This is a genomic window from Natronococcus occultus SP4 (genome assembly GCF_000328685.1).
GTDB classification, from domain to species: Archaea; Halobacteriota; Halobacteria; order Halobacteriales; family Natrialbaceae; genus Natronococcus; species Natronococcus occultus.
The window spans coordinates 167,119-185,379 of sequence record NC_019974.1; the positions used below are offsets into that span (position 1 = coordinate 167,119).

Consider the following 18,261-nt stretch of genomic DNA (forward strand, 5'->3'; position numbering starts at 1 on the left):
GACCGTTTCACCCAACTATGAGCAAACACGACGCACCCACCGACGATTCCCCGACCGCCGAACCGACTCCCGATACGACGGGCAAGACCGGCGCGATTTCGCTCGATAACCTGAACAAGACGTACGATCCCGAGGGCGAACACGTCGTCGCCGTCGAAGACATGGACCTCGACGTGGCGGCCGAGGAGTTCGTCGCGTTACTCGGCCCGTCCGGCTGCGGAAAGAGTACCGTCCTCGAGTGTATCGCCGGCTACCTCGAGCCCACCGAAGGCGAGGTCGTCGTCGACGGCACGCCAGTCACGAACCCGGATCCGAAACGCGGCGTGGTCTTCCAGGAGAACCGGCTGTTTCCCTGGAAGACGATCAAGGAGAACGTCGAGTTCGGCCCGCGGATGCACGAGGGCGTCGAAGAGGGACGCGCGGAGTCGATACTCGACGAGATGGGTCTCGACGGCTTCGAGGACGCCTACCCCTCGGAGCTCTCCGGCGGGATGCAACAGCGAGCCGAACTCGCCCGCCTGCTGGCGAACGATCCCGCGATCATGCTGATGGACGAGCCGTTCAGTGCGCTCGACGCGCTGACGAAAGAGATCATGCAGAAAAAGCTCCTCGAGGTGTGGGAACGCGACAACCGCACGGTGTTGTTCATCACCCACGACGTCGAGGAAGCGATCCTGCTGGCTGACCGCGTTGCGATAATGACCGCCCGTCCGGGGCAGATCAAAGACGTTATCGACGTCGATATCGACCGGCCGCGCGATCCCGAGGTCGTCACCACTGACCGGTTCACCGAACTGCGCGAACGGGCGCTCTCGGTCATCCGCGAGGAGGCCGAGCGCGCGCTCGAACAGGAGGACGGTGCCTGATGGAGTCGCGGCGCCGACTCGTCCGGCTGGGGTCGATCCTCGCGGTGCCGGTGCTCTGGTTCGTCGCCAGCCGGTTCGGGCTGATCGCCGGACTGCCGACCCCCGTCGAGGTAGCCGACGCGTACGTGGCCGAGCTGTACCGGGACGACTTCTGGATCTCGACGATACGGAGCACGATCCGCGTGCTCGCCTCGTTCGTCGTCGCGGCGGCGGTCGCGGTCCCGCTGGGGCTGCTGATCGGACGGTACACGATCTTCGCCGATCTCACGTTCCCCGCACTCGAGATGCTGCGACCGATTCCGCCGATCGCGTGGATCCCCTTTACAATCCTCGTGTTGCCGGCGGCCGAACTCTCGATCATGTTCATCACGTTCCTCGGGGCGTTCTTCCCGATCCTGTTAAACACGATCCAGGGGGCACGCGGCGTCGAGGTTGAGTATCCACGCGCCGCCCAGTCGCTCGGGGCGAACTCCTACCAGACGTTCCGTCACGTCATTTTTCCCGGCGCGTTGCCCGCGATTCACGCCGGCATGATCGTCGGGATGGGGCTCGCGTGGGTCAACCTCATCGCCGCCGAGATGGTCGCCGGCGGCACCGGGCTCGGATTCCTGACCTGGTCGGCCTACACGAGTGGCTCGTACCCCACGATCATCGTCGGGGTCATCACGATCGGCCTCCTCGGAGCGATTTCCTCTGCGCTGGTTCGGCTCCTCGGCGACTGGCAGATCGGGTGGACCGAGCCACGGCCGAACTGAGCCGTCGACGCTTTCGACCGGCGAGGTCGACGGCGCTGTCGCTCAAAAGTACGTAAAATACTGCAGTCAAGAGCCGATACCGTTACGAATCCGCCTTACAGGCGCTCGACGTTCGTTGCGCGCGGGCCCTTGGGGGCCTGCTCGATCTCGAACTCGAGTTCCTGACCTTCTTCGAGGTCCGGGCCGCCGATGTCTTCCATGTGGAAGAAGACGTCCTCGTCCGCGTCCTCAGTCTCGATGAATCCGTAGCCGCCAGTGTCGTTGAAGAAATCAACGGTTCCTTTCGCCATTGCTTCTGAACAGAAGAGTGCGGGACGTATAAACCCTGCGACTCGTAGCCCATCGTGCGTTCCGCTCGCACGCTCATCGGACGACAGCAACGCGGCTACCGGACGCTTTGCCGCTTCGTCATTTCCATCAGTGTCTCGGGAGTTCTGATGGCCGAAGTCCCTTATATTTCCCGCGGAAAACGCTACGTATGACCGAGTACGATCTCGACGCGACCGACCGGGAGATCTTGTATGCGCTTCAAAAAGAAGCCCGAAACCTCTCCTCAAGCGAGATGGCCGAGCGTACCGACGCTTCCTCAAGTACGGTCCGAAAGCGAATTCAGCGCCTGGAAGCGGAGGGGATAATCAAGGGATACAGCGCCGACATCGACTACACGAAGTCCGGCTACCCGATCCGGATGCTGTTGTTTTGTACGGCTCCGATCCCCGATCGGGGGGACTACATCGAAGAGATACTCGCCATTCCGGCGGTCATCTCGGTCCAGGAACTCGTCACTGGCGAGGAGAACCTCCTCGTCACGGCCGTCGGGGAGACCGATCGGGACATCACGCCGGTCGCACAGGAACTGGCGGACATCGGCTTAACGATCACGGACGAGGTACTCGTCCGCAGTCACGAATCGACCTCGTTCGACGAGCTTTCCGGGGAGTGACGTTCTTTGTGCCGTGAACAGCGGTCTTTCCTCACTCTCCGAAGCGGTATCGGCGCGTTCGTTTTGCATCCGACCGTGTTAGCGTACGGACGGTTGTGGCGAATCGTTCGATTCGGACCGCCTATCCGGACAGGTCGTTCGTGATCGGATGAATTATACAGGGTCAACTCGTATCGGTAGCCAGATGCGGGTGGCTCGTGCGGACGGTGCCGCCGATCCCGTTCGACCTTTCTCGGCGAGCGGCCCCAGAAGCGAGACTCCCCAGATGACCGGACCGATCTGTGGGTCCCGTTGACACGAACAATTTGTTCGAACCAGTGGTTATAATAACCACCATGTTCAAAATAACTCTGAATACGACCGGCCCGGTAAGTATTGCCTGTGATCGTGGTGCGGTGTTCGGGATGTCCGAGCTGGTCGGAGGATACATCGAAGAATGTCTAAGGACACGCGACCATCCGATGCTGGAACACTCGCCGAAACGACGACCCAACGGACCCCCACGATTCCGCGAGCGTCGACCTGGGCGGTCTGGACGCTCTTTCTGTGTAGCGTTGGCGTTCTCGTATTGACCGCCCTGCGTGGGTACGAATGGGGGCACCCCGACCTCGTCGTCATCGACGGGTTGACCGCGGTCATGTGGGTCGTGGTCACCTTCTTCAGTGGGATCGTCCACAGCTACTCGCGCCGGTACATGACCGGCGACAGCGGCGTTGACCGATTTTTCGGCCAGATACTGGCCTTCACGGTCGTGGTCATGACGCTGACCGCGGCGGATCACGTCGCGCTGTTCGCGACGATGTGGCTAGCGATGGGTCTGTTGATGGCATCACTGATCGGTCACGACCGCGACTGGAAACAGGCCCGCGCTGCTGGCGTGCTTGCCGTCAAGTACTTTCTCGCCAGCAGCGCGCTGCTTTCGACCGGGCTCGTCGCTCTCGTCTGGGCGACGGGCGCTACCTCCGTTTCGGGCATTGTCGCCGACATCGACGGGATTTCGACGACCGTTGTGATCGTCGCCGTCGCCGCTATCTTCCTCGCAGCGATCGTCCAGTCGGCACTGTTCCCGTTTCACGGCTGGCTGCTATCGTCGATGACCGCGCCAACGCCGGCCTCCGCGCTGATGCACGCCGGTTTCGTCAACGCGGGCGGCATCCTGCTGACCAGGTTCGCTCCGCTGGTCGGCGAGTACCTGTACGTCATGTCAGTCGTCGTCCTCGTCGGTGCGTTCAGTGCCCTTCTGGGACAGGCCATGCTGCTCGTCCAGACCGACGTGAAACGCGAACTTGGCAGTTCGACGATCGCGCAGATGGGCTTTATGATTATGCAGTGTGGCCTCGGTTTCTTCGGGGCTGCGATCGCCCACCTCATCTTGCACGGCTGCTACAAGGCCTATCTCTTCCTCTCGTCCGGAGCTCCCGTCGAGCACACGGTTCCAACGGACAAGGACCGCACCCATCTAGGCTTTTCCGGCGTCGCGGTCAGCCTCCTCACGGCCGTCGGCGGCGGCGTGATCTTCATGCTGCTCACCGGAAAGCTGTCGGGACTGAGCGTGACTCTCAACAGCGGTATCGTGTTGACCCTCGTCGTGGTGCTGACGACGCTCACCGCCGCACGGGATATTCTCCACCGGACGACGCTCCCGTCGTCGATCAGGCTCGTTAGCGTCCCGCTGGTCGTGCTGACCGCAATCAGCGCATACGCGGTGACATTCAACGCCGTTTCGACGATGCTCGCAGCGGACGTCCCGATGACCTACGCGCCAACCGAACTAACCGTCGTTCACTACCTCGTCGTCGCCGGCTTCGTCGGCGCCTATCTCGCGACGGAGCTTGGCTGGCACCGCTCCAGCGAGCGGCTCTACGTTGCCTTACTGAACGTCTCGCAACCGGCCCCCTCTACCGTGCTCACCAGCAAGGAGGACTACGATGACGCCTAAGGAAACTCAAACCCAGACTCGAACCGCGACCCAGGACCGCATCGTCAAAAGTATCGACCGTGTCGCCGACCGAATCGGCTCGGTCTGGCCGCTCCACTCCTTCGTCACCGCGAACCCGCTCTCGGGGTTCGAAGACCGGCCGTTTCACGAAGCCGTCGCCGAAGGCGAGCGGCTGTTCGGCGGCCGCGGCTACCCGCGTCCCGAAATCTTTCGTCGGGCCTGGGAGGACGGTCGGATCGATCCCGAAATACTGCGCGCAGAACTCGCCGCCCACGAACTCGACGACGATCCCGAGACGCACCTCGAGACGTTGGCCGAGCGCGAAACAGAGCGGGGCAACGAGACCGACGACGCAACGGAAACCGTCGACCGCGTGCTCGCAAAGTGGCTCGCCGCGTTTCTCGACCAGGACCACGCGAACTGGTCGATGCCCAACCGCGAGGAGGGATTCTACGCCGCTTGGCGCGAACTCGCTCCCCATGACGGCGACGTGCCCGGCTGCGACGATCCCGATGACCTCCCCGAGACGGCGATGGCGGTGCTGGAGGACGCACTCGGCGAACTCCCCGACCCGCGCTGGGATGACGTTCTCGAGTTCCACCTCGCCGCGCTGCCCGGCTGGACGGGGTTCATCAAGCAACGCACCGAGGACGATTCGGATCCGTGGCAGTCGGAGTACCCGATCACGCTGTCCGAATACCTGGCCGTGCGGCTGGCGCTTTGTGACCTGCTGGATGCCCCGATCGAGCCCGCCGATGCGAGCGGCGACGATCCCGCTGCAACCGCCGACGAGGACGCCCCCCTCGAGGAGATCTGGCTGTCGGCCTGGGAGCAGAGCTATCGTCGTCGTCTCCTCGAAGACGTCGACGACTCCGTCACCGAGTCGTCCCACGGCGACGACGAGCGCCCGGACGCACAGCTCGTCTTCTGTATCGACACGCGCTCGGAGATCATCCGCCGCCACATCGAAGCACAGGGCAGTTACGAGACTCACGGCTACGCAGGGTTTTTCGGCATCCCGATGCAGTACAAGGAACACGATTCGGAGGTCGTCGCCGACGCCTGCCCGCCGATCGTCGAGCCACAACACCTGATCGCCGACGAACCCGAGACCGACCGCGGTGAAAAGACGACGACCCACGACCAGTGGCACGGGCTGGTGAGCGCGACTCGGAAACACTTCAAGCGTCTCAAGACCAACGCCGTCGCCGCCTTCCCGTTCGTCGAAGGAGGCGGCGGCGCCTACGGGTCGGTGATGGTGGCACGGACGCTCGCCCCGTCGGCCCTCTACAAACTCGATACCGCCGTCGACGAGCGCGTCCCGAGCACCCACGAGTTCTGTTCTCCCACGCTCGAGTACCCGCGGATGAGCGACGACGAGAAAGTCGAGTACGCACAGACTGCCTTCGAACTCATGGGCTGGACGGAGTTTTCTCGCCTGGTCGTCTTCGCAGGTCACGCGAGTCACACGACGAACAACCCGTTCGACTCGAGCCTCGACTGTGGGGCCTGTGCCGGCAACCCCGGCGGCCCGAACGCGCGTATACTCGCAAAGATCTGCAACGACGAAAGCGTCAAAGCCGAGCTCCGCCAGCGCGACTTCTCGATCCCGGAGGACACGGTGTTCGTCGGGGCCGAACACAACACGACGACCGACGAGATCACCCTCTTCGACGGCGACGTTCCCGAGAGCCACCACGAGGACATAGAGGAGTTGCGCGACGACCTCGAGCAAGCACGTCGCGCTGCAGCCGCCGAGCGCAGCGAATCGCTGACGAACGCCGACCCCAGCGATCCCATCCGCGAGACGGCACGCCGCGCGGTCGACTGGGGCGAAACCCGACCCGAGTGGGGTCTGGCCGGCAACGCCTCGTTCGTCATTGGCCCTCGCGGACTGACCGACGACGAGGACCTCGATGGCCGCGCGTTCCTTCACTCCTACGACTGGTCGACCGACCCCGACGGTGACGCACTCGAGTTGATCATGGCGGGACCGCTCGTCGTGACACAATGGATCAACAACCAATACTACTTTGCGACCGTCGACAACGACGTCTACGGCAGCGGCTCGAAGGTCACGCAAAACCCGGTTGGTAACGTCGGCGTCGTCCAGGGCAACGGCGGCGATCTGATGACCGGCCTCCCGCTACAGTCGCTGAAGGCCGCCGACGACGAGCCCTACCACCAGCCGCTCCGCCTGACCGCGGTGATCCACGCGCCAGTCGAGCGCGTCACCGAGATTCTCCGCGAACACGAGAACGTCGAACGGCTGGTGGCAAACGGCTGGATCGCCAACCTGACCGTCATCGATCCTACCCAGGACAACCGGGTCTTCCACTATCAGGGGGGCCTCGAGTGGGAACGCCCGGCGCCAGAACCGACCCCACAGCAGGCCAGCGCACCCGCAAGTTCGGACTGACCCAACGAAACTGGCCCGCATCGAGCGGAGCGCGGAACGTCTCGTCGGTTCACCCGCGAGTTCACAGCTCTTCTAGGTCCTCGAGCTGGTGTACCGTCACGGAGACGAAGTACACTATCATGAACAGCGCGAAGCCGACCACGAGGCCGCCGAGTTCCCGGGTACCGATGCCGGCCGGTGTGATTACGGCGAGTGCCGCTAGGGCGACGACGAAGACTGCGGTCGTGAAGGCCCCCACGGTGTAGTAGAAGCCGATGTCGGACTCGAGATATGCCCGCATGACCGATCGTTTCACCACAAGTGGCAAAACAGTACCGACCTCGGGGTTCGTGGGCGGACCGTCGGGCTGATCCGTCGAATCAGTACAGCAAACTCTGGGTCGACGTCGCGAACTCGTCGGGGATCAACTCGGTGATCCGTCCGGAGTCGGTCTCGCCGTTGACGTTGACCAGATACGCCCGTCCGTACGCGTTGCCGTAGACGCCTTGGAAGTCGTAGACGAAGCCGTAGACGCCGACGTCATCGGGAACGTCGTCGGACTCCCGGAGAAACCCTGCCTGGTAGTCGACGTTGTACTCGACGAGCTGGTTGATCACCGTCGACTCGTTCATCTCGCGGTCGATCAGGTCGCTCTCGAGACCCTCCTCGATGACCGGTACCAGCATCTCGACCCACTTATCGACGCCTTTCGGTCCGGGAAAGTCGCCGCCGGTCGCGACCTGGTACGCGGCGGTGATGGCCCCACAGCCGGTGTGGCCAACGACGACGGCGACATCGGTGTCCGTGTGGTGAATCGGGTAAAGCACTCCGCCGTCGACGATCCGATCGCCGTCGTCGTCATCCCAGACCTGGTTACCGATGTTGCTCGGCGTAAAGATCACTCCCGGATGGTCGAACCCCCACATGTGCTCCTGTGGCACCCGTGAGTCGGAACAGCAGATCGCGACAGTATCGGGATGCTGGTCCGTCTGGACCTCGGCGAAGTAATTCTCCGGGAGCGACTCGACGTGGCGCTGGTTGCCGGCGAGCAGCTCCTCAAGGAACTTCCGAGTCGATCCCATAGCACAACTCACACGGACAGGGTCAAAAAGGTTTGATGCGGTCTCGAGGTCTGTGAGCGTCGGTCCGCGACCGTTCGGCCGACGCCGAAGCCAGTCTTGCGGACGAGCGGGCTGCCGGGAAGCGGACCTTCACTTTTCGGCGTGTACATGGGGTCGGTATGGCAGAGACCAGGCAGTGGCGACTGGCGAGCCGCCCGTCCGGCGAACCGACCCGCGAGAACTTCGAACTCGTGACCGTCGCGCGACCCACTCCCGGAGACGGCGAGGTGCTCGTTCGGACGCTGTACCAGTCGGTCGACCCATACATGCGCGGGCGGATGCGCGACGCCGACTCCTACGCGGAGCCGTGGGACGTCGGCGAGCCGATGCGGGCGGGCGTCGTCGGCGAAGTGATCGAATCCAACGACGACGGCTTCGAGTCCGGCGACGTCGTGACGGGCGAGCTTCCCTGGGCCGAGCACGCGGTCGCGGACGGCGAGGAGCTGCGTCGCGTCGATCCCGATCGGGGTCCGATCTCGACGGCGCTCGGCGTCCTCGGGATGCCCGGCGTGACGGCGTACTTCGGGATGACCGACGTCGCCGAGCCGAAGCCGGGCGACACGGTCGTCGTCTCGGCGGCAGCCGGTGCCGTGGGATCGGTTGCGGGGCAGCTCGCTCGACTGAGCGGCGCCCGCGTCGTCGGCACGGCCGGTAGCGACGAGAAGATCGACTGGCTGACCGACGAGCTCGGGTTCGACGCCGCGATCAACTACCGGACGACCGACGACCTGCCCGGCGCGGTGGCCGAGGCCTGTCCGGACGGCGTCGACGTCTACTTCGACAACGTCGGCGGGCCGATCACCGACGCGGTCTGGCCCCTGCTGAACGTCCGTTCCCGCGTCGCCGTCTGCGGACAGATCGCCCTCTATAATGCGACCGAGATCCCGACGGGGCCGCGAAAGCTCGCCAAGCTAATCGAGTCTCGTGCACGCGTGGAGGGACTGCTGGTCCGGGACTACGAGGACCGACGGAGCGAGGCGCTCGAACGGCTCTCGACGTTCATCGCCGACGACGAACTGCGCTACCGCCAACACGCCGTCGAGGGGTTCGAGAACGCGCCCGACGCGTTCATGGGGCTGTTCGAGGGCGAGAACGTCGGCAAACAGCTAGTACAAGTCGCGGATCGGAACGACTGAGCGAACGGTCGGCCGTCGCGGCTCAGTCGGTCAGTCCGTAGCCGATCTTGAAGAGGTAGACGTCGAGCGCGATGACCCCGACGGTAAGGAGCGTGAGCACGCCCAGCGACGCGTACGGGGCGAGTTCGGCGTAGGCTGCCGGCGCGATCTCCAGCATGTCCGAGTAGCCGAGCAATCCGTACCGGACGCTGTCGACCATGTACACCATCGGGTTCAGCAGGGAGACGGTCTGCCAGGTCGCCGGCAGCATTGTCAGCGAGTAGAAGACGGCCCCGAAGAACACCAGCGGCCGCAGGATGAACTGGTTCATCACGGTGAGGTCGTCGAAGTCCCGCGCGACGAGCCCGCCGATGATTCCGAAGGCGGCAAACAGCGCGGCGATCACGACCATCGTCGCCACCAGAAAGATGCCGTTCTCGATCGAGATCGGAACGAACAGCCGGCCGACGACGGCGATGATGACCCCGACGATCAGCCCGCGGACGGCGCTGGCGCCGACGTAGGCGACGACCATCTCGGCGTAGGAAAGCGGCGAGGTCAGCGTCTCGTGGATGTACTCGTTCCAGCGCCCGTGGAAGATCGAGAACGAGGCGTTCTCGAAGGCGTTCGAGATCGTCCCGAGGACGACCAGCCCCGGAACGAGAAAGAGGATGTAGCCGATCCCCGCGACGGGTTCGTCGATGCGGCCGCCCAGGATGATCCCGAAGACGGCGAAGTACAGCACGTTCGTGATCGCCGGCGGCATGAACGTGTTCTTGGGTCGGCGGATGAACCGGAGGAGTTCCCGTCGAAAGAGCGCACGAAAGCCGACCGACAGCATCAGGCGACCCCCTCCTGCTCCCGCGTCGGCGTCCCGTCGTCCTCGGCCGTCTCGTCCTCCGTTGCCCCCTCGTTGGTCGGCGCGTCGGATCGGGTCGTCGTCCGATCGTCCTGTCGCGTCAGGTCGACGAAGATCTCCTCGAGAGAGGTCCGAGTGATCTCGAGGTCGGCGATCTCGTGGCCTGCGGCCTCGAGGTCGTTCAACAGCCGCGGTGCGGTCGAGCCGCCGTCGTCGACTCGGACCTCGAGGCGGCCGTCCTCGAGAGTCGCCTCGTGGGCGTAGCCGCCGACCGAGGGCGTGACCGACGGTGCGTCCTCGAGCCGAACCGAGATCGTGTCCGTCCCCCGGGTCTTGAGCTCGTCAGGGGTGGCGACGGTCACCTTGTGGCCCTCGTTCATGATCGCGACGCGGTCACAGAGGCGTTCGGCCTCCTCGATGTAGTGGGTCGTCAGCAGTATCGTCGTTCCCTCCTCGTTGAGTTCGGTCACCAGCTCCCAGAGGTCGTGGCGCAGCTGGACGTCGACGCCGGCGGTCGGCTCGTCGAGAATCAGGAGGTCGGGGTCGGTCACGAGCGCCCGCGCGAGCAGCAGTCGACGCTTCATCCCCCCGGAGAGCCAGTCGAAGCGCTCGTTTCGCTTGTCGTAGATTCCGACCCGCTTGAGTACCTCGTCGGCCCGCTTTCCGGCCTCGTCTTCCGGAATCCCGTGGTAACCGGCCTTGTGCATCAGGACCTCGCGGATGGGGAAGAAACGATCGACGTTGAACTCCTGGGGAGCCAGCCCGATCGCGTTTCGGGCCTGTCGGTAGTCGTCCTCAACGTCGTGGCCGAAGACCCGCGCCTCGCCGCCGGTCTTTCGGACGAGACCGACCAGCGTATTGATAAACGTCGTCTTCCCGGCCCCGTTCGGACCGAGCAGCCCGAAGAACTCGCCCTCCTCAACGGTGAGCGAGAGCTCCTGGAGCGCGCGCAAGTCGCCGTACTCCTTCACGAGATCCGTCGTCTCGATGGCCGGTGGCATCGGTGAGCCCTCGGCTATGCCCGCGGTTAAGAATGTTGGATCCGGTTCCCGAGGTCCCGATCAGTCGCCCGCTCGGGGCTGGTTCGAGGGATCGACGGTGCCGCTCTTTTGCACGATATCGAAGGCCGTCATCACGTCGGACCGCGAGATCAGCCCGACCAGGTCGCCGTTCGTTCGCGAGGCTGGCTCGCCGACTGCGTCCTCGGAACCCCACTCGTTCTGGCTCTCGACGACGAGGAGCCGTCCGATGTTGTTTTCGCGCATCCGCTCGATCGCGCTCATCGCGTCCGAACTCGGCTCGATCGTCTTCAGATCGGTGGTCATTACGTCGGCAACGGTGTAGGCGTCGCGCTCGACGGGGTTGATGTCGCGGGCGTCCGACAACGTGACGAGTCCCACGAGCCGTTCGCCGCCGAAGGCGTCGGTTTCGACGACCGGGTAACCGGTGTGGCGCTCGGTGAACATTCGCTGGATCAGGTCCGCGACCGACGTATCCGGCTCGACGGTGTGGAGATCGCCCGCCGGCGTCATGATATCCTGGACCGTCACGTCCTGGAAGGCGGCTTTCATTGTCACCTGCTGGGCCTCGCTCGAGGCGGCGATGTAGACGAAGAAGGCGACGCCGATGAGAATAATGTTGAAGGCGACCAGTCCGAACAGTCCCATCGCGATCGCGAACATCTTGCCGATGCTTGCGGCCTGCTGGGTCGCCTGTGCGTAGGAGCGCCCGCGAGCGAGCAACGCACGCAGAATGCGACCCCCGTCCATCGGGAACGCGGGAATCATATTGAAAATGGCGAGTGCGACGTTGAGCACGGCGAGATAGCCAAGGACGAACCGAGCCTCGCCGAAGGCCTCGGGCGTGAGGACGAACAGCACGTACGACCCGACGCCGACGAGCACGGAGACGATCGGCCCGGCGATGGCGATGTTGAACTCCTGGCGCCAGTCCTCGGGCATCTCCGAGAGCGCGGCGATCCCGCCGAACAGCCAGAGCGTGATCGAGTCGATGGGGAAGCCGTACCGCTGGGCGGTCAGCGAGTGGCCGAGTTCGTGAAGCACGACTCCGACGAACAGTCCGACTGCGGCGACGAAACCGAGTATCCAGGGGGTGAAGCCGTCGGTAACAGCGGCCGTCTCGATCCCGGCGTCGAGAGCGATGTTCAGAATACCCGTAACCTCTCCGATCTGGATGCCGATGAGATACGCGAACAACGGCAACACCAGTAAGAACGTCAGATCGAGTTTGATCGGAATCCCGAACAGGGACCCGATCCGAAAGCTCCTCAGCATGGGGAGAGATTCCGGTGGCAGACCCTTAAACACGCCGCCGACAGCGGATGCCGATCAGCGTCGCGCGCTCCCGCCGTAGTCTCGACCCGTGACAAACATGTTGTGTTGCGAAGTATTACTATCCTTATACGGACTGTCGATTGGGATCACGTCTCGATAGCCCGCTCGTTATTGAACCGTGGCTTTCAGCGAGTTGAACGAAAGAAACGATATCCGAGGAATATTTACCGGTGGTAAGCGATCGCCGTAATTCATAGTTCGGTCGATATTAGTGGCAGAGAGGTGGCAAAAGACTCTATCCTGTTACCTAGGTTCGTCTTAGCTGGACAATAGAAAGAATAAGAATAGTATTAGGTCCATTATACTGTTTCCACAATATTGCTCGCATGCACCATAGACTTATATAGATAGTCGGTGTGGCTCGTAGTACGATGATGGAACAACAACTTTCCACCACGACCCAGCTCGATCCGCTTCCCGACGAAATCGCCTCCTCGCAGGCCAAGCTCGTTTACCTCTACCTCGAGGCCAGCGGCGGTGCGACGGCGACGGATCTGAACGAGATTCTCGCGATGAAAAAGATCGACGTCCTCTCGGTTCTGAACTGTCTCACCGGTGAGGACCTCGTCGAGAAGACCGGCACCGAGTACGTCATCTGTAACTGAGTGACGAGTTTTGCCGCGCTGTCTCCCGACTGGATAGTCCCAACTGAAACGATTCGCGCCGCTTGCCTCGGCGACACCGGTAGTCGACTCCGGACGTAGCGGTTCGAAGGCTTTATCCCCACGGTAGGCTTCCCTTTTCGTAAGTAACTACAACCATGTCGGACAAACCCGCCTCAATGTACCGGGAGATCAGTAAGCCGGCGTACACCCGCCGCGAGTACATTACTGGAATCCCCGGATCGAAGATCGCACAGCACAAGATGGGCAATGTCAGTGCCGGTCCCGAGGACTACCCCGTCCAGATCAGCCTCGTCACCGAGGAGGAGGTTCAGATCCGCCACGGGAGTCTCGAGGCCTCGCGTCTGTCGGCCAACCGCCACATGCTCAAAAACGCCGGCGAGAACAACTACAAGATGATCCTCCGGAAGTTCCCCCACCACGTTATCCGAGAGAACAAGCAGGCGACGGGTGCGGGTGCGGACCGTGTTTCCGACGGGATGCGCCAGTCGTTCGGGAAGATCGTCGGTACCGCCGCACGGATCGACGCCGGCGAGCGCATCTTCACGGTCTGGTGTGACGTCGACGACGCCGACCACGCCAAGGAAGCGTTCCGCCGCGCGTACAACAAGATCTCGCCGCCGTGTCGCGTCGTCGTCGAGAAGGGCGAAGAGAAGCTGATCTCGTAACCCGCCCGTTTTCTCTGCGCTCGCGTCGTGCCGTGAGCCGCGGTGCCGTTTTGCGGATCGCCGCCGACACAGAGGGACGGCGGTCTCTCGTCGCTGCTCCCGCGAGTCGCCCTACCCGCCGTCTCGAGCAGCTTTTTGTCTCGCTGCGTTCGAGCTCTGGTATGATCGATCTCGCGGTTGCAAACGCCGAGGAGACGTTCGAACGGATGCGAAAGCCACTCGCCGAGCGCGGTATCCGTGCCCGTCACATCCCCGTAAGTGAACGGATCGTCCCGCTTGGCACCGACGCGCCGTGGTCGGCCGGGGAGTACGATGTGGGATTCGTCCATCCCGGTCGGCTGATGGAAGGCGGCGTGGCTGACGCAATCCTCGACGTGCCGTGGCTCAACGACCGCGAAGCGGTGCTTACCTCGCGGAACAAGGCCGAGGTGATCGCCCGACTCGAACGAGCCGAGCTGCCGGTCCCAACGTCGGCATACGTCTCGAACGACGTCGCCGAGGACGAACTGATCGACGTCTTCGATCGCTTCGATCCCCCGGTCGTAGTGAAACCCAACTCGACGACCCGGGGTGTCGGGGTCGCGAAGGCCCACGACCTCGATTCGTTTCTGGGGATCTGTGACTACCTCTCCCTCGTCCACGACTACCGGGCGACGGGGGATCGCTCCTTTCTGGTTCAGGAGTATCTCCCCGAGGCGACCGACTACCGGGTGATGGTCGTCGACGGGGAGTACGTCGGTGCCGTCGAACGCCGACTCCCCGACGAGGCGGTCCGGGAGGGCCAGTGGAAACACAACGTCCACCGCGGCGCAGTGGCGCGGGGGGTCGAGCTCCCCGCGGAGTGGCGTCGACTGGCCGAATCGGTCGCCGACGTCCTCGGCATTCCGTTTCTGGGCGTCGACCTCCTCGAGACGGGGGATCGGCTCGTGATCAACGAAACGAACGCCCGGCCGACTATCGACGAGGCGACGAAGTACGAACCGTCGTTTTACGACCGTCTGGCGGGCGTAATTTCGGATTATGTGAGCGAAACGACGACTGTTTAACGACCGGACGGTCACCGTTTCAGCAACTTGGCCGAGACTGATCGGACGGAACGATCGAAAACCGGGCCCGGTAACCGACATTGATCGCGTAACGATTGGTCCGGTTAATACGGAACCCCGGAATTGGCTGGGAATGAGCCACGATGGCTCGAGGACTACCAATGACTGAAGACAACGGGAGTACACGACGCGGTGTTCTTCGACTCGCTGGAACGGCAGGTATCGGTCTCGTCGGACTCTCCGGCGCGGCTTCGGCGGGCGGAAAAAAGAACGGCAACGACCGGCACAGCCGAAAGAAGAACGGCGATCGTCGACGCGGAAAGAAGGACGACGGTCCCAAAAAGAAGGACGACGGCCATGCAAAGAAGGAAAACGACCACAAACGTGACCACGATCCCAAACACGGTCGCAGGGACAAAAGAAAGGGCCACGGTCACGGCGGAAAGCGCGGTCGACACGGAAAGCGCGGTCGACACGGAAAGCACGGCGCTCCGGACCCTGTGACCGACACGCGGGGATTCATCAAGCACACGATGAACAAAGCGCTGGGTCGCTCGGGTGGGCACCGACGACGCTCCAAGAAGTAGCGACGCCGCCGTCTCAACGGGCAGCTTCCCTTTTTGATCGGACCAACCCGATAGTCCCGGAACCGAAAATCGGTGCCGAACGCGACTCGACTCCGCGCGCGTTGGTTACTCGAGACTGATTCCCGAGGAACGCTCGGCGGGTTCGAAGACGACCTCGAGGACGCCGTTGTTGTACGTCGCCGAGGCACTGTGTTCGTTGACCCGCTGGGGCAGCGAGACGCGCTCGTCGTACTGGCGGTGGTCGCTCTGGGCCGAGATAGTGAGCGTCTTCCCGTCACACTCGAGGTCGATGTTGTCTTTTTCGACGCCAGGCAGGTCGGCGACGACGCGGATCTCGTCGTCGGTTTCGTGGATGTCGACGTGGGTGTCCATGCCGAAACCGCTGTCGACAGCGCTCGAGGAGTCGAAATCGACGTCGGCACCGTTCATCATCTCGTTCATCATCCGCTCGATTTCCCGAAAGAGATCGTCGAAGGGTTCGTCGCGGTCGTCTCGTCGCATAGCTGGTGATAAGGAAGGGACGGCCAAAAGCTTTCCCCGACGCCTCAGTCGGCGGTCTGTCGGTCCACGGCGCGTTCCGTCTCGTTGTCAAGGCGGCCGAGGCCGATTCCCAGCGTCTCGTCGGTGAGTGTGCGACTCTCCGGCCCGTCGAGCAGTCCCGTCACCGAGCGGATCGCGTCGATATTCTCCGGGACGACGTCGGACTCCTGGTGGATCGCCTGCATGCAGTAGAGGTCCTTCCCCTCGAGGGTGAGCGACTCCTCCCAGATGCAGTTCTCCCAGATGTCTCCCCGCGGACGGCCCGCGTCGAGCGCGAGGTCCTTGAGGGTCCCGGCGCCGTCGATGCCGGCGTAGTCGGGGATCAGGAGAAGGCGGTTCTCCTCGCGGAGCCGTTCCCGAACCGCCTCGACGCTGTCGGGCTCCTCCTCGAGGGTGATGTTGACCGCGTGGACGTGCATCATCGTCGTGGGGACCTTGAGCCCGATCGTATCGATGTCGAGCTCGGGGAAGACGGTCTGGACGTCCGGCCCGTGGTGGGAGGGAATCGAGACGGGGTCCGGCAGGGCGTCGTTGATCGGGCCGCGCCCGGTCTGGTTCGGGTCACCGCCGCGTCGAACCAGGGTTGTCCGTACCTTCTCGATGCCGTAGTCCTCGTGGATGGGTGCGACGAGCCGGGAGAGTCCGGTCGTGTTACAGGAGACGACGCGAACGTAGTCGGCGTCGGCGGCCTCCTCGTAGTTCGCGCGGGCGTTGAAACTAACCTCCGCGACGGTCGCGTCCTCGCCGCCCTGGAAGAGCGCCGGGGTGTCGTGGCGCTCGTAGAGCGGTCGATTCTGTTCGCCGATTCCGGAGGGTGTGGCGTCGACGACGACGTCGCTGTCGGCGACGAGCTCGTCGACGGTGCCGGCGAGCTCGATGCCGGCCTCGTGGAACCCATCGATGCGGTCCTCGTCGACCGCGTAGAGCGGGTACTCCGCCTCGGCCGCCCCGAGGGCGACGTAATCGGGACTGACCTTGGCGACGCCGGCAACCTCCATGTCAGGCTGCGATCGCACGGCGTCCGCGACGCGTTTGCCGATGGTTCCATAACCGTTGATTCCGACGCGGAGCATACGCGTCGACATCCACCGTCGACCAGCATAACTGTTTTGCAAGAATCTGATAGATGTTAACTCGAAATCGAGTTTTCCGACGACATTCGACAGAGTGGTACGTCCTAGCGTGTATATCCACCTAATATATAATATGTCGAGACTGTTCCATGATGTGTGGTACCACGGCAGCCACGCACGTGGCGAGTGGCCCGAAATCTCTCCTTATCGTCAATCAACGTTGTGGAAGGGGCAAGTGATTTAATCGTGGACCGCGTACTACTCAGATATGAGTGAAAATTCGCACACGGAGAACGAGTTCGAGGGGACCCTCCGGATCGGCCTCAACGGATTCGGCCGCATCGGACGGAACGTCCTGCGTGCGTCGCTCGAGTACGATGACGTCGAGATCGTCGGGATCAACGACGTTATGGACAACGACGACATGCGGTATCTCGTCAAGCACGACTCCGTTCATGGTCGGCTCGAGGACGTAACTCTCGAGGACGACGTCCTCACCGTCGAGGGCCAGGAGATCCAGCTCTGCTCCGAACGCGATCCGACCCAGCTCCCCTGGGGCGAGCTCGACGTCGACGTCGCCTTCGAGGCGACGGGCATCTTCCGTACGTACGACGAGGCGGCCCAGCATCTTGAAGCCGGCGCCGAGAAGGTATTGATCTCGGCCCCACCGAAAGGCGAGAAGGAGGTCCAGACGATCGTCTACGGCGTCAACCACGACGACTACGACGGCGAGGACGTCCTCTCGAACGCCTCCTGTACGACGAACTCGGTTGCGCCGGTCGTGCAGGTCCTCGACGAGGAGTTCGGCATCGAGTCCGGACTGTTGACGACGGTCCACGCCTACACCGGAAGCCAGAACCTGATCGACGGCCCGCTCAGCAAGCGCCGTCGCGGGCGCGCCGCCGCCGAGAACATCATTCCGACTTCGACCGGCGCTGCGATCGCTACCACCGAGGTGCTGCCCCAGCTCGAGGGCAAGCTCGACGGGATGGCGATGCGGGTCCCCGTTCCGAACGGTTCGATCACCGACCTCACCGTCGACCTTGAGGAAGACGTCACCGAGGAGGAACTCGCCGACGCCTTCCGCAACGCGGCCGACGACGAGCTCGCCGGCGTGCTCGGCTACACCGACGAGGAGATCGTCTCCCAGGACATCGTCGGGCTCCCGTTCTCCTCGTACGTCGACCTCGAGTCGATGATGTCCCTCGAGGACGGCCTCGTCAAGGTGCTGGCCTGGTACGACAACGAGTACGGCTTCTCGAACCGGATGCTCGACCTCGCGACGTACGTCGCCGCCGAGGCCGAAGCCGACGAGGCCGACGAGGCCGTCGCCCGCTGAGCAGCTGCCACTTTAACCTTTAAGCGGGTTCGACA

Annotated in this window: 19 protein-coding genes; 11 read left to right on the forward strand and 8 right to left on the reverse strand. The window is 63.3% G+C overall.

All coding sequences use genetic code 11. The features are described from left to right. The first annotated feature begins 17 nt into the window (after positions 1-17). Entirely contained in the window at positions 18-866 is an 849-nt protein-coding gene (locus NATOC_RS00820) for an ABC transporter ATP-binding protein (protein ID WP_015319508.1), read from the forward strand. Further along, the gene (locus NATOC_RS00825) at positions 866-1,621 is read left to right on the forward strand and encodes an ABC transporter permease (protein WP_015319509.1); all 756 of its coding nucleotides are present in this window, start codon (positions 866-868) and stop codon (positions 1,619-1,621) included. Before NATOC_RS00820 ends, NATOC_RS00825 begins: the two co-directional genes overlap by 1 nt. A 95-nt stretch (positions 1,622-1,716) precedes the next feature. On the opposite strand, the gene NATOC_RS00830 is transcribed toward NATOC_RS00825, so the two are convergent. Beyond that, entirely contained in the window at positions 1,717-1,911 is a 195-nt protein-coding gene (locus NATOC_RS00830) for a cold-shock protein (RefSeq protein WP_015319510.1), read from the reverse strand. Positions 1,912-2,099: 188 nt separating this feature from the next. On the opposite strand from NATOC_RS00830, the gene NATOC_RS00835 reads away from it, so the two are divergent. From NATOC_RS00835 to NATOC_RS00845, 3 genes are all read left to right on the forward strand, one after another. After that, a complete protein-coding gene (locus tag NATOC_RS00835) occupies positions 2,100-2,564 on the forward strand; it encodes an Lrp/AsnC family transcriptional regulator (RefSeq protein WP_015319511.1) in 465 nt (154 codons plus the stop codon). 436 nt (positions 2,565-3,000) lie between these two features. Then, positions 3,001-4,503 (forward strand): proton-conducting transporter transmembrane domain-containing protein, encoded by a 1,503-nt coding sequence (locus NATOC_RS00840; RefSeq protein WP_015319512.1) that lies wholly within the window; start codon positions 3,001-3,003, stop codon positions 4,501-4,503. Further along, on the forward strand, positions 4,493-6,922 hold the full coding sequence (locus NATOC_RS00845; protein ID WP_015319513.1) for a DUF2309 domain-containing protein: 2,430 nt from the start codon (positions 4,493-4,495) through the stop codon (positions 6,920-6,922). Before NATOC_RS00840 ends, NATOC_RS00845 begins: the two co-directional genes overlap by 11 nt. A 61-nt stretch (positions 6,923-6,983) precedes the next feature. Here NATOC_RS00845 and NATOC_RS00850 read toward each other — a convergent pair whose 3' ends face one another. Continuing rightward, positions 6,984-7,202: a hypothetical protein gene (locus tag NATOC_RS00850; RefSeq protein WP_015319514.1), complete on the reverse strand. Its 219-nt coding sequence runs from the start codon at positions 7,200-7,202 to the stop codon at positions 6,984-6,986. A gap of 79 nt (positions 7,203-7,281) precedes the next feature. After that, positions 7,282-7,983, reverse strand: coding sequence for a carbonic anhydrase (locus tag NATOC_RS00855; RefSeq protein ID WP_015319515.1), 702 nt, complete (start codon positions 7,981-7,983; stop codon positions 7,282-7,284). A 158-nt stretch (positions 7,984-8,141) separates the two neighbouring features. On the opposite strand from NATOC_RS00855, the gene NATOC_RS00860 reads away from it, so the two are divergent. After that, a complete protein-coding gene (locus NATOC_RS00860) occupies positions 8,142-9,158 on the forward strand; it encodes an NADP-dependent oxidoreductase (RefSeq protein ID WP_015319516.1) in 1,017 nt (338 codons plus the stop codon). Positions 9,159-9,180: 22 nt separating this feature from the next. Here the strand turns inward: NATOC_RS00860 and NATOC_RS00865 are convergent, their stop codons facing one another. The 3 genes from NATOC_RS00865 to NATOC_RS00875 are packed head-to-tail and all read right to left on the reverse strand — an operon-like array spanning position 9,181 to position 12,290. Beyond that, positions 9,181-9,978 carry an ABC transporter permease gene (locus tag NATOC_RS00865; RefSeq protein ID WP_015319517.1) on the reverse strand — a complete coding sequence of 266 codons (798 nt, stop codon included), beginning with the start codon at positions 9,976-9,978 and terminating at the stop codon, positions 9,181-9,183. Continuing rightward, entirely contained in the window at positions 9,978-10,997 is a 1,020-nt protein-coding gene (locus NATOC_RS00870; RefSeq protein ID WP_015319518.1) for an ABC transporter ATP-binding protein, read from the reverse strand. Before NATOC_RS00870 ends, NATOC_RS00865 begins: the two co-directional genes overlap by 1 nt. Before the next feature lie 60 nt (positions 10,998-11,057). Then, positions 11,058-12,290 carry a site-2 protease family protein gene (locus NATOC_RS00875; protein WP_015319519.1) on the reverse strand — a complete coding sequence of 411 codons (1,233 nt, stop codon included), beginning with the start codon at positions 12,288-12,290 and terminating at the stop codon, positions 11,058-11,060. A 431-nt stretch (positions 12,291-12,721) separates the two neighbouring features. On the opposite strand from NATOC_RS00875, the gene NATOC_RS00880 reads away from it, so the two are divergent. The 4 genes from NATOC_RS00880 to NATOC_RS21635 all read left to right on the forward strand — a co-directional run bounded on the left by NATOC_RS00880 (position 12,722) and on the right by NATOC_RS21635 (position 15,274). Beyond that, the gene (locus NATOC_RS00880; RefSeq protein ID WP_015319520.1) at positions 12,722-12,955 is read left to right on the forward strand and encodes a hypothetical protein; all 234 of its coding nucleotides are present in this window, start codon (positions 12,722-12,724) and stop codon (positions 12,953-12,955) included. 155 nt (positions 12,956-13,110) lie between these two features. After that, entirely contained in the window at positions 13,111-13,641 is a 531-nt protein-coding gene (locus tag NATOC_RS00885; protein WP_015319521.1) for a 50S ribosomal protein L16, read from the forward strand. A 161-nt stretch (positions 13,642-13,802) separates the two neighbouring features. Beyond that, on the forward strand, positions 13,803-14,687 hold the full coding sequence (locus NATOC_RS00890; RefSeq protein WP_015319522.1) for an ATP-grasp domain-containing protein: 885 nt from the start codon (positions 13,803-13,805) through the stop codon (positions 14,685-14,687). A gap of 161 nt (positions 14,688-14,848) precedes the next feature. After that, entirely contained in the window at positions 14,849-15,274 is a 426-nt protein-coding gene (locus tag NATOC_RS21635; RefSeq protein WP_157224576.1) for a hypothetical protein, read from the forward strand. A gap of 105 nt (positions 15,275-15,379) precedes the next feature. On the opposite strand, the gene NATOC_RS00900 is transcribed toward NATOC_RS21635, so the two are convergent. Beyond that, positions 15,380-15,775 (reverse strand): Hsp20/alpha crystallin family protein, encoded by a 396-nt coding sequence (locus NATOC_RS00900; RefSeq protein ID WP_015319524.1) that lies wholly within the window; start codon positions 15,773-15,775, stop codon positions 15,380-15,382. A 44-nt stretch (positions 15,776-15,819) separates the two neighbouring features. Further along, positions 15,820-16,887, reverse strand: a complete 1,068-nt coding sequence (locus NATOC_RS00905; RefSeq protein WP_015319525.1) for a type II glyceraldehyde-3-phosphate dehydrogenase — start codon at positions 16,885-16,887, stop codon at positions 15,820-15,822. Positions 16,888-17,155: 268 nt separating this feature from the next. Between NATOC_RS00905 and gap the strand changes: the two genes are divergently transcribed. Continuing rightward, positions 17,156-18,226 (forward strand): type I glyceraldehyde-3-phosphate dehydrogenase, encoded by a 1,071-nt coding sequence (gap, locus tag NATOC_RS00910; RefSeq protein ID WP_015319526.1) that lies wholly within the window; start codon positions 17,156-17,158, stop codon positions 18,224-18,226. Positions 18,227-18,261 lie beyond the last annotated feature (35 nt).

Coding starts and splice junctions, on each gene's coding strand:
- NATOC_RS00820 (WP_015319508.1), top strand. CDS start 18: ATGAGCAAACACGACGCACCCACCGACGATTCCCCGACCGCCGAACCG.
- NATOC_RS00825 (WP_015319509.1), top strand. CDS start 866: ATGGAGTCGCGGCGCCGACTCGTCCGGCTGGGGTCGATCCTCGCGGTG.
- NATOC_RS00830 (WP_015319510.1), bottom strand. CDS start 1,911: ATGGCGAAAGGAACCGTTGATTTCTTCAACGACACTGGCGGCTACGGA.
- NATOC_RS00835 (WP_015319511.1), top strand. CDS start 2,100: ATGACCGAGTACGATCTCGACGCGACCGACCGGGAGATCTTGTATGCG.
- NATOC_RS00840 (WP_015319512.1), top strand. CDS start 3,001: ATGTCTAAGGACACGCGACCATCCGATGCTGGAACACTCGCCGAAACG.
- NATOC_RS00845 (WP_015319513.1), top strand. CDS start 4,493: ATGACGCCTAAGGAAACTCAAACCCAGACTCGAACCGCGACCCAGGAC.
- NATOC_RS00850 (WP_015319514.1), bottom strand. CDS start 7,202: ATGCGGGCATATCTCGAGTCCGACATCGGCTTCTACTACACCGTGGGG.
- NATOC_RS00855 (WP_015319515.1), bottom strand. CDS start 7,983: ATGGGATCGACTCGGAAGTTCCTTGAGGAGCTGCTCGCCGGCAACCAG.
- NATOC_RS00860 (WP_015319516.1), top strand. CDS start 8,142: ATGGCAGAGACCAGGCAGTGGCGACTGGCGAGCCGCCCGTCCGGCGAA.
- NATOC_RS00865 (WP_015319517.1), bottom strand. CDS start 9,978: ATGCTGTCGGTCGGCTTTCGTGCGCTCTTTCGACGGGAACTCCTCCGG.
- NATOC_RS00870 (WP_015319518.1), bottom strand. CDS start 10,997: ATGCCACCGGCCATCGAGACGACGGATCTCGTGAAGGAGTACGGCGAC.
- NATOC_RS00875 (WP_015319519.1), bottom strand. CDS start 12,290: ATGCTGAGGAGCTTTCGGATCGGGTCCCTGTTCGGGATTCCGATCAAA.
- NATOC_RS00880 (WP_015319520.1), top strand. CDS start 12,722: ATGATGGAACAACAACTTTCCACCACGACCCAGCTCGATCCGCTTCCC.
- NATOC_RS00885 (WP_015319521.1), top strand. CDS start 13,111: ATGTCGGACAAACCCGCCTCAATGTACCGGGAGATCAGTAAGCCGGCG.
- NATOC_RS00890 (WP_015319522.1), top strand. CDS start 13,803: ATGATCGATCTCGCGGTTGCAAACGCCGAGGAGACGTTCGAACGGATG.
- NATOC_RS21635 (WP_157224576.1), top strand. CDS start 14,849: ATGACTGAAGACAACGGGAGTACACGACGCGGTGTTCTTCGACTCGCT.
- NATOC_RS00900 (WP_015319524.1), bottom strand. CDS start 15,775: ATGCGACGAGACGACCGCGACGAACCCTTCGACGATCTCTTTCGGGAA.
- NATOC_RS00905 (WP_015319525.1), bottom strand. CDS start 16,887: ATGCTCCGCGTCGGAATCAACGGTTATGGAACCATCGGCAAACGCGTC.
- gap (WP_015319526.1), top strand. CDS start 17,156: ATGAGTGAAAATTCGCACACGGAGAACGAGTTCGAGGGGACCCTCCGG.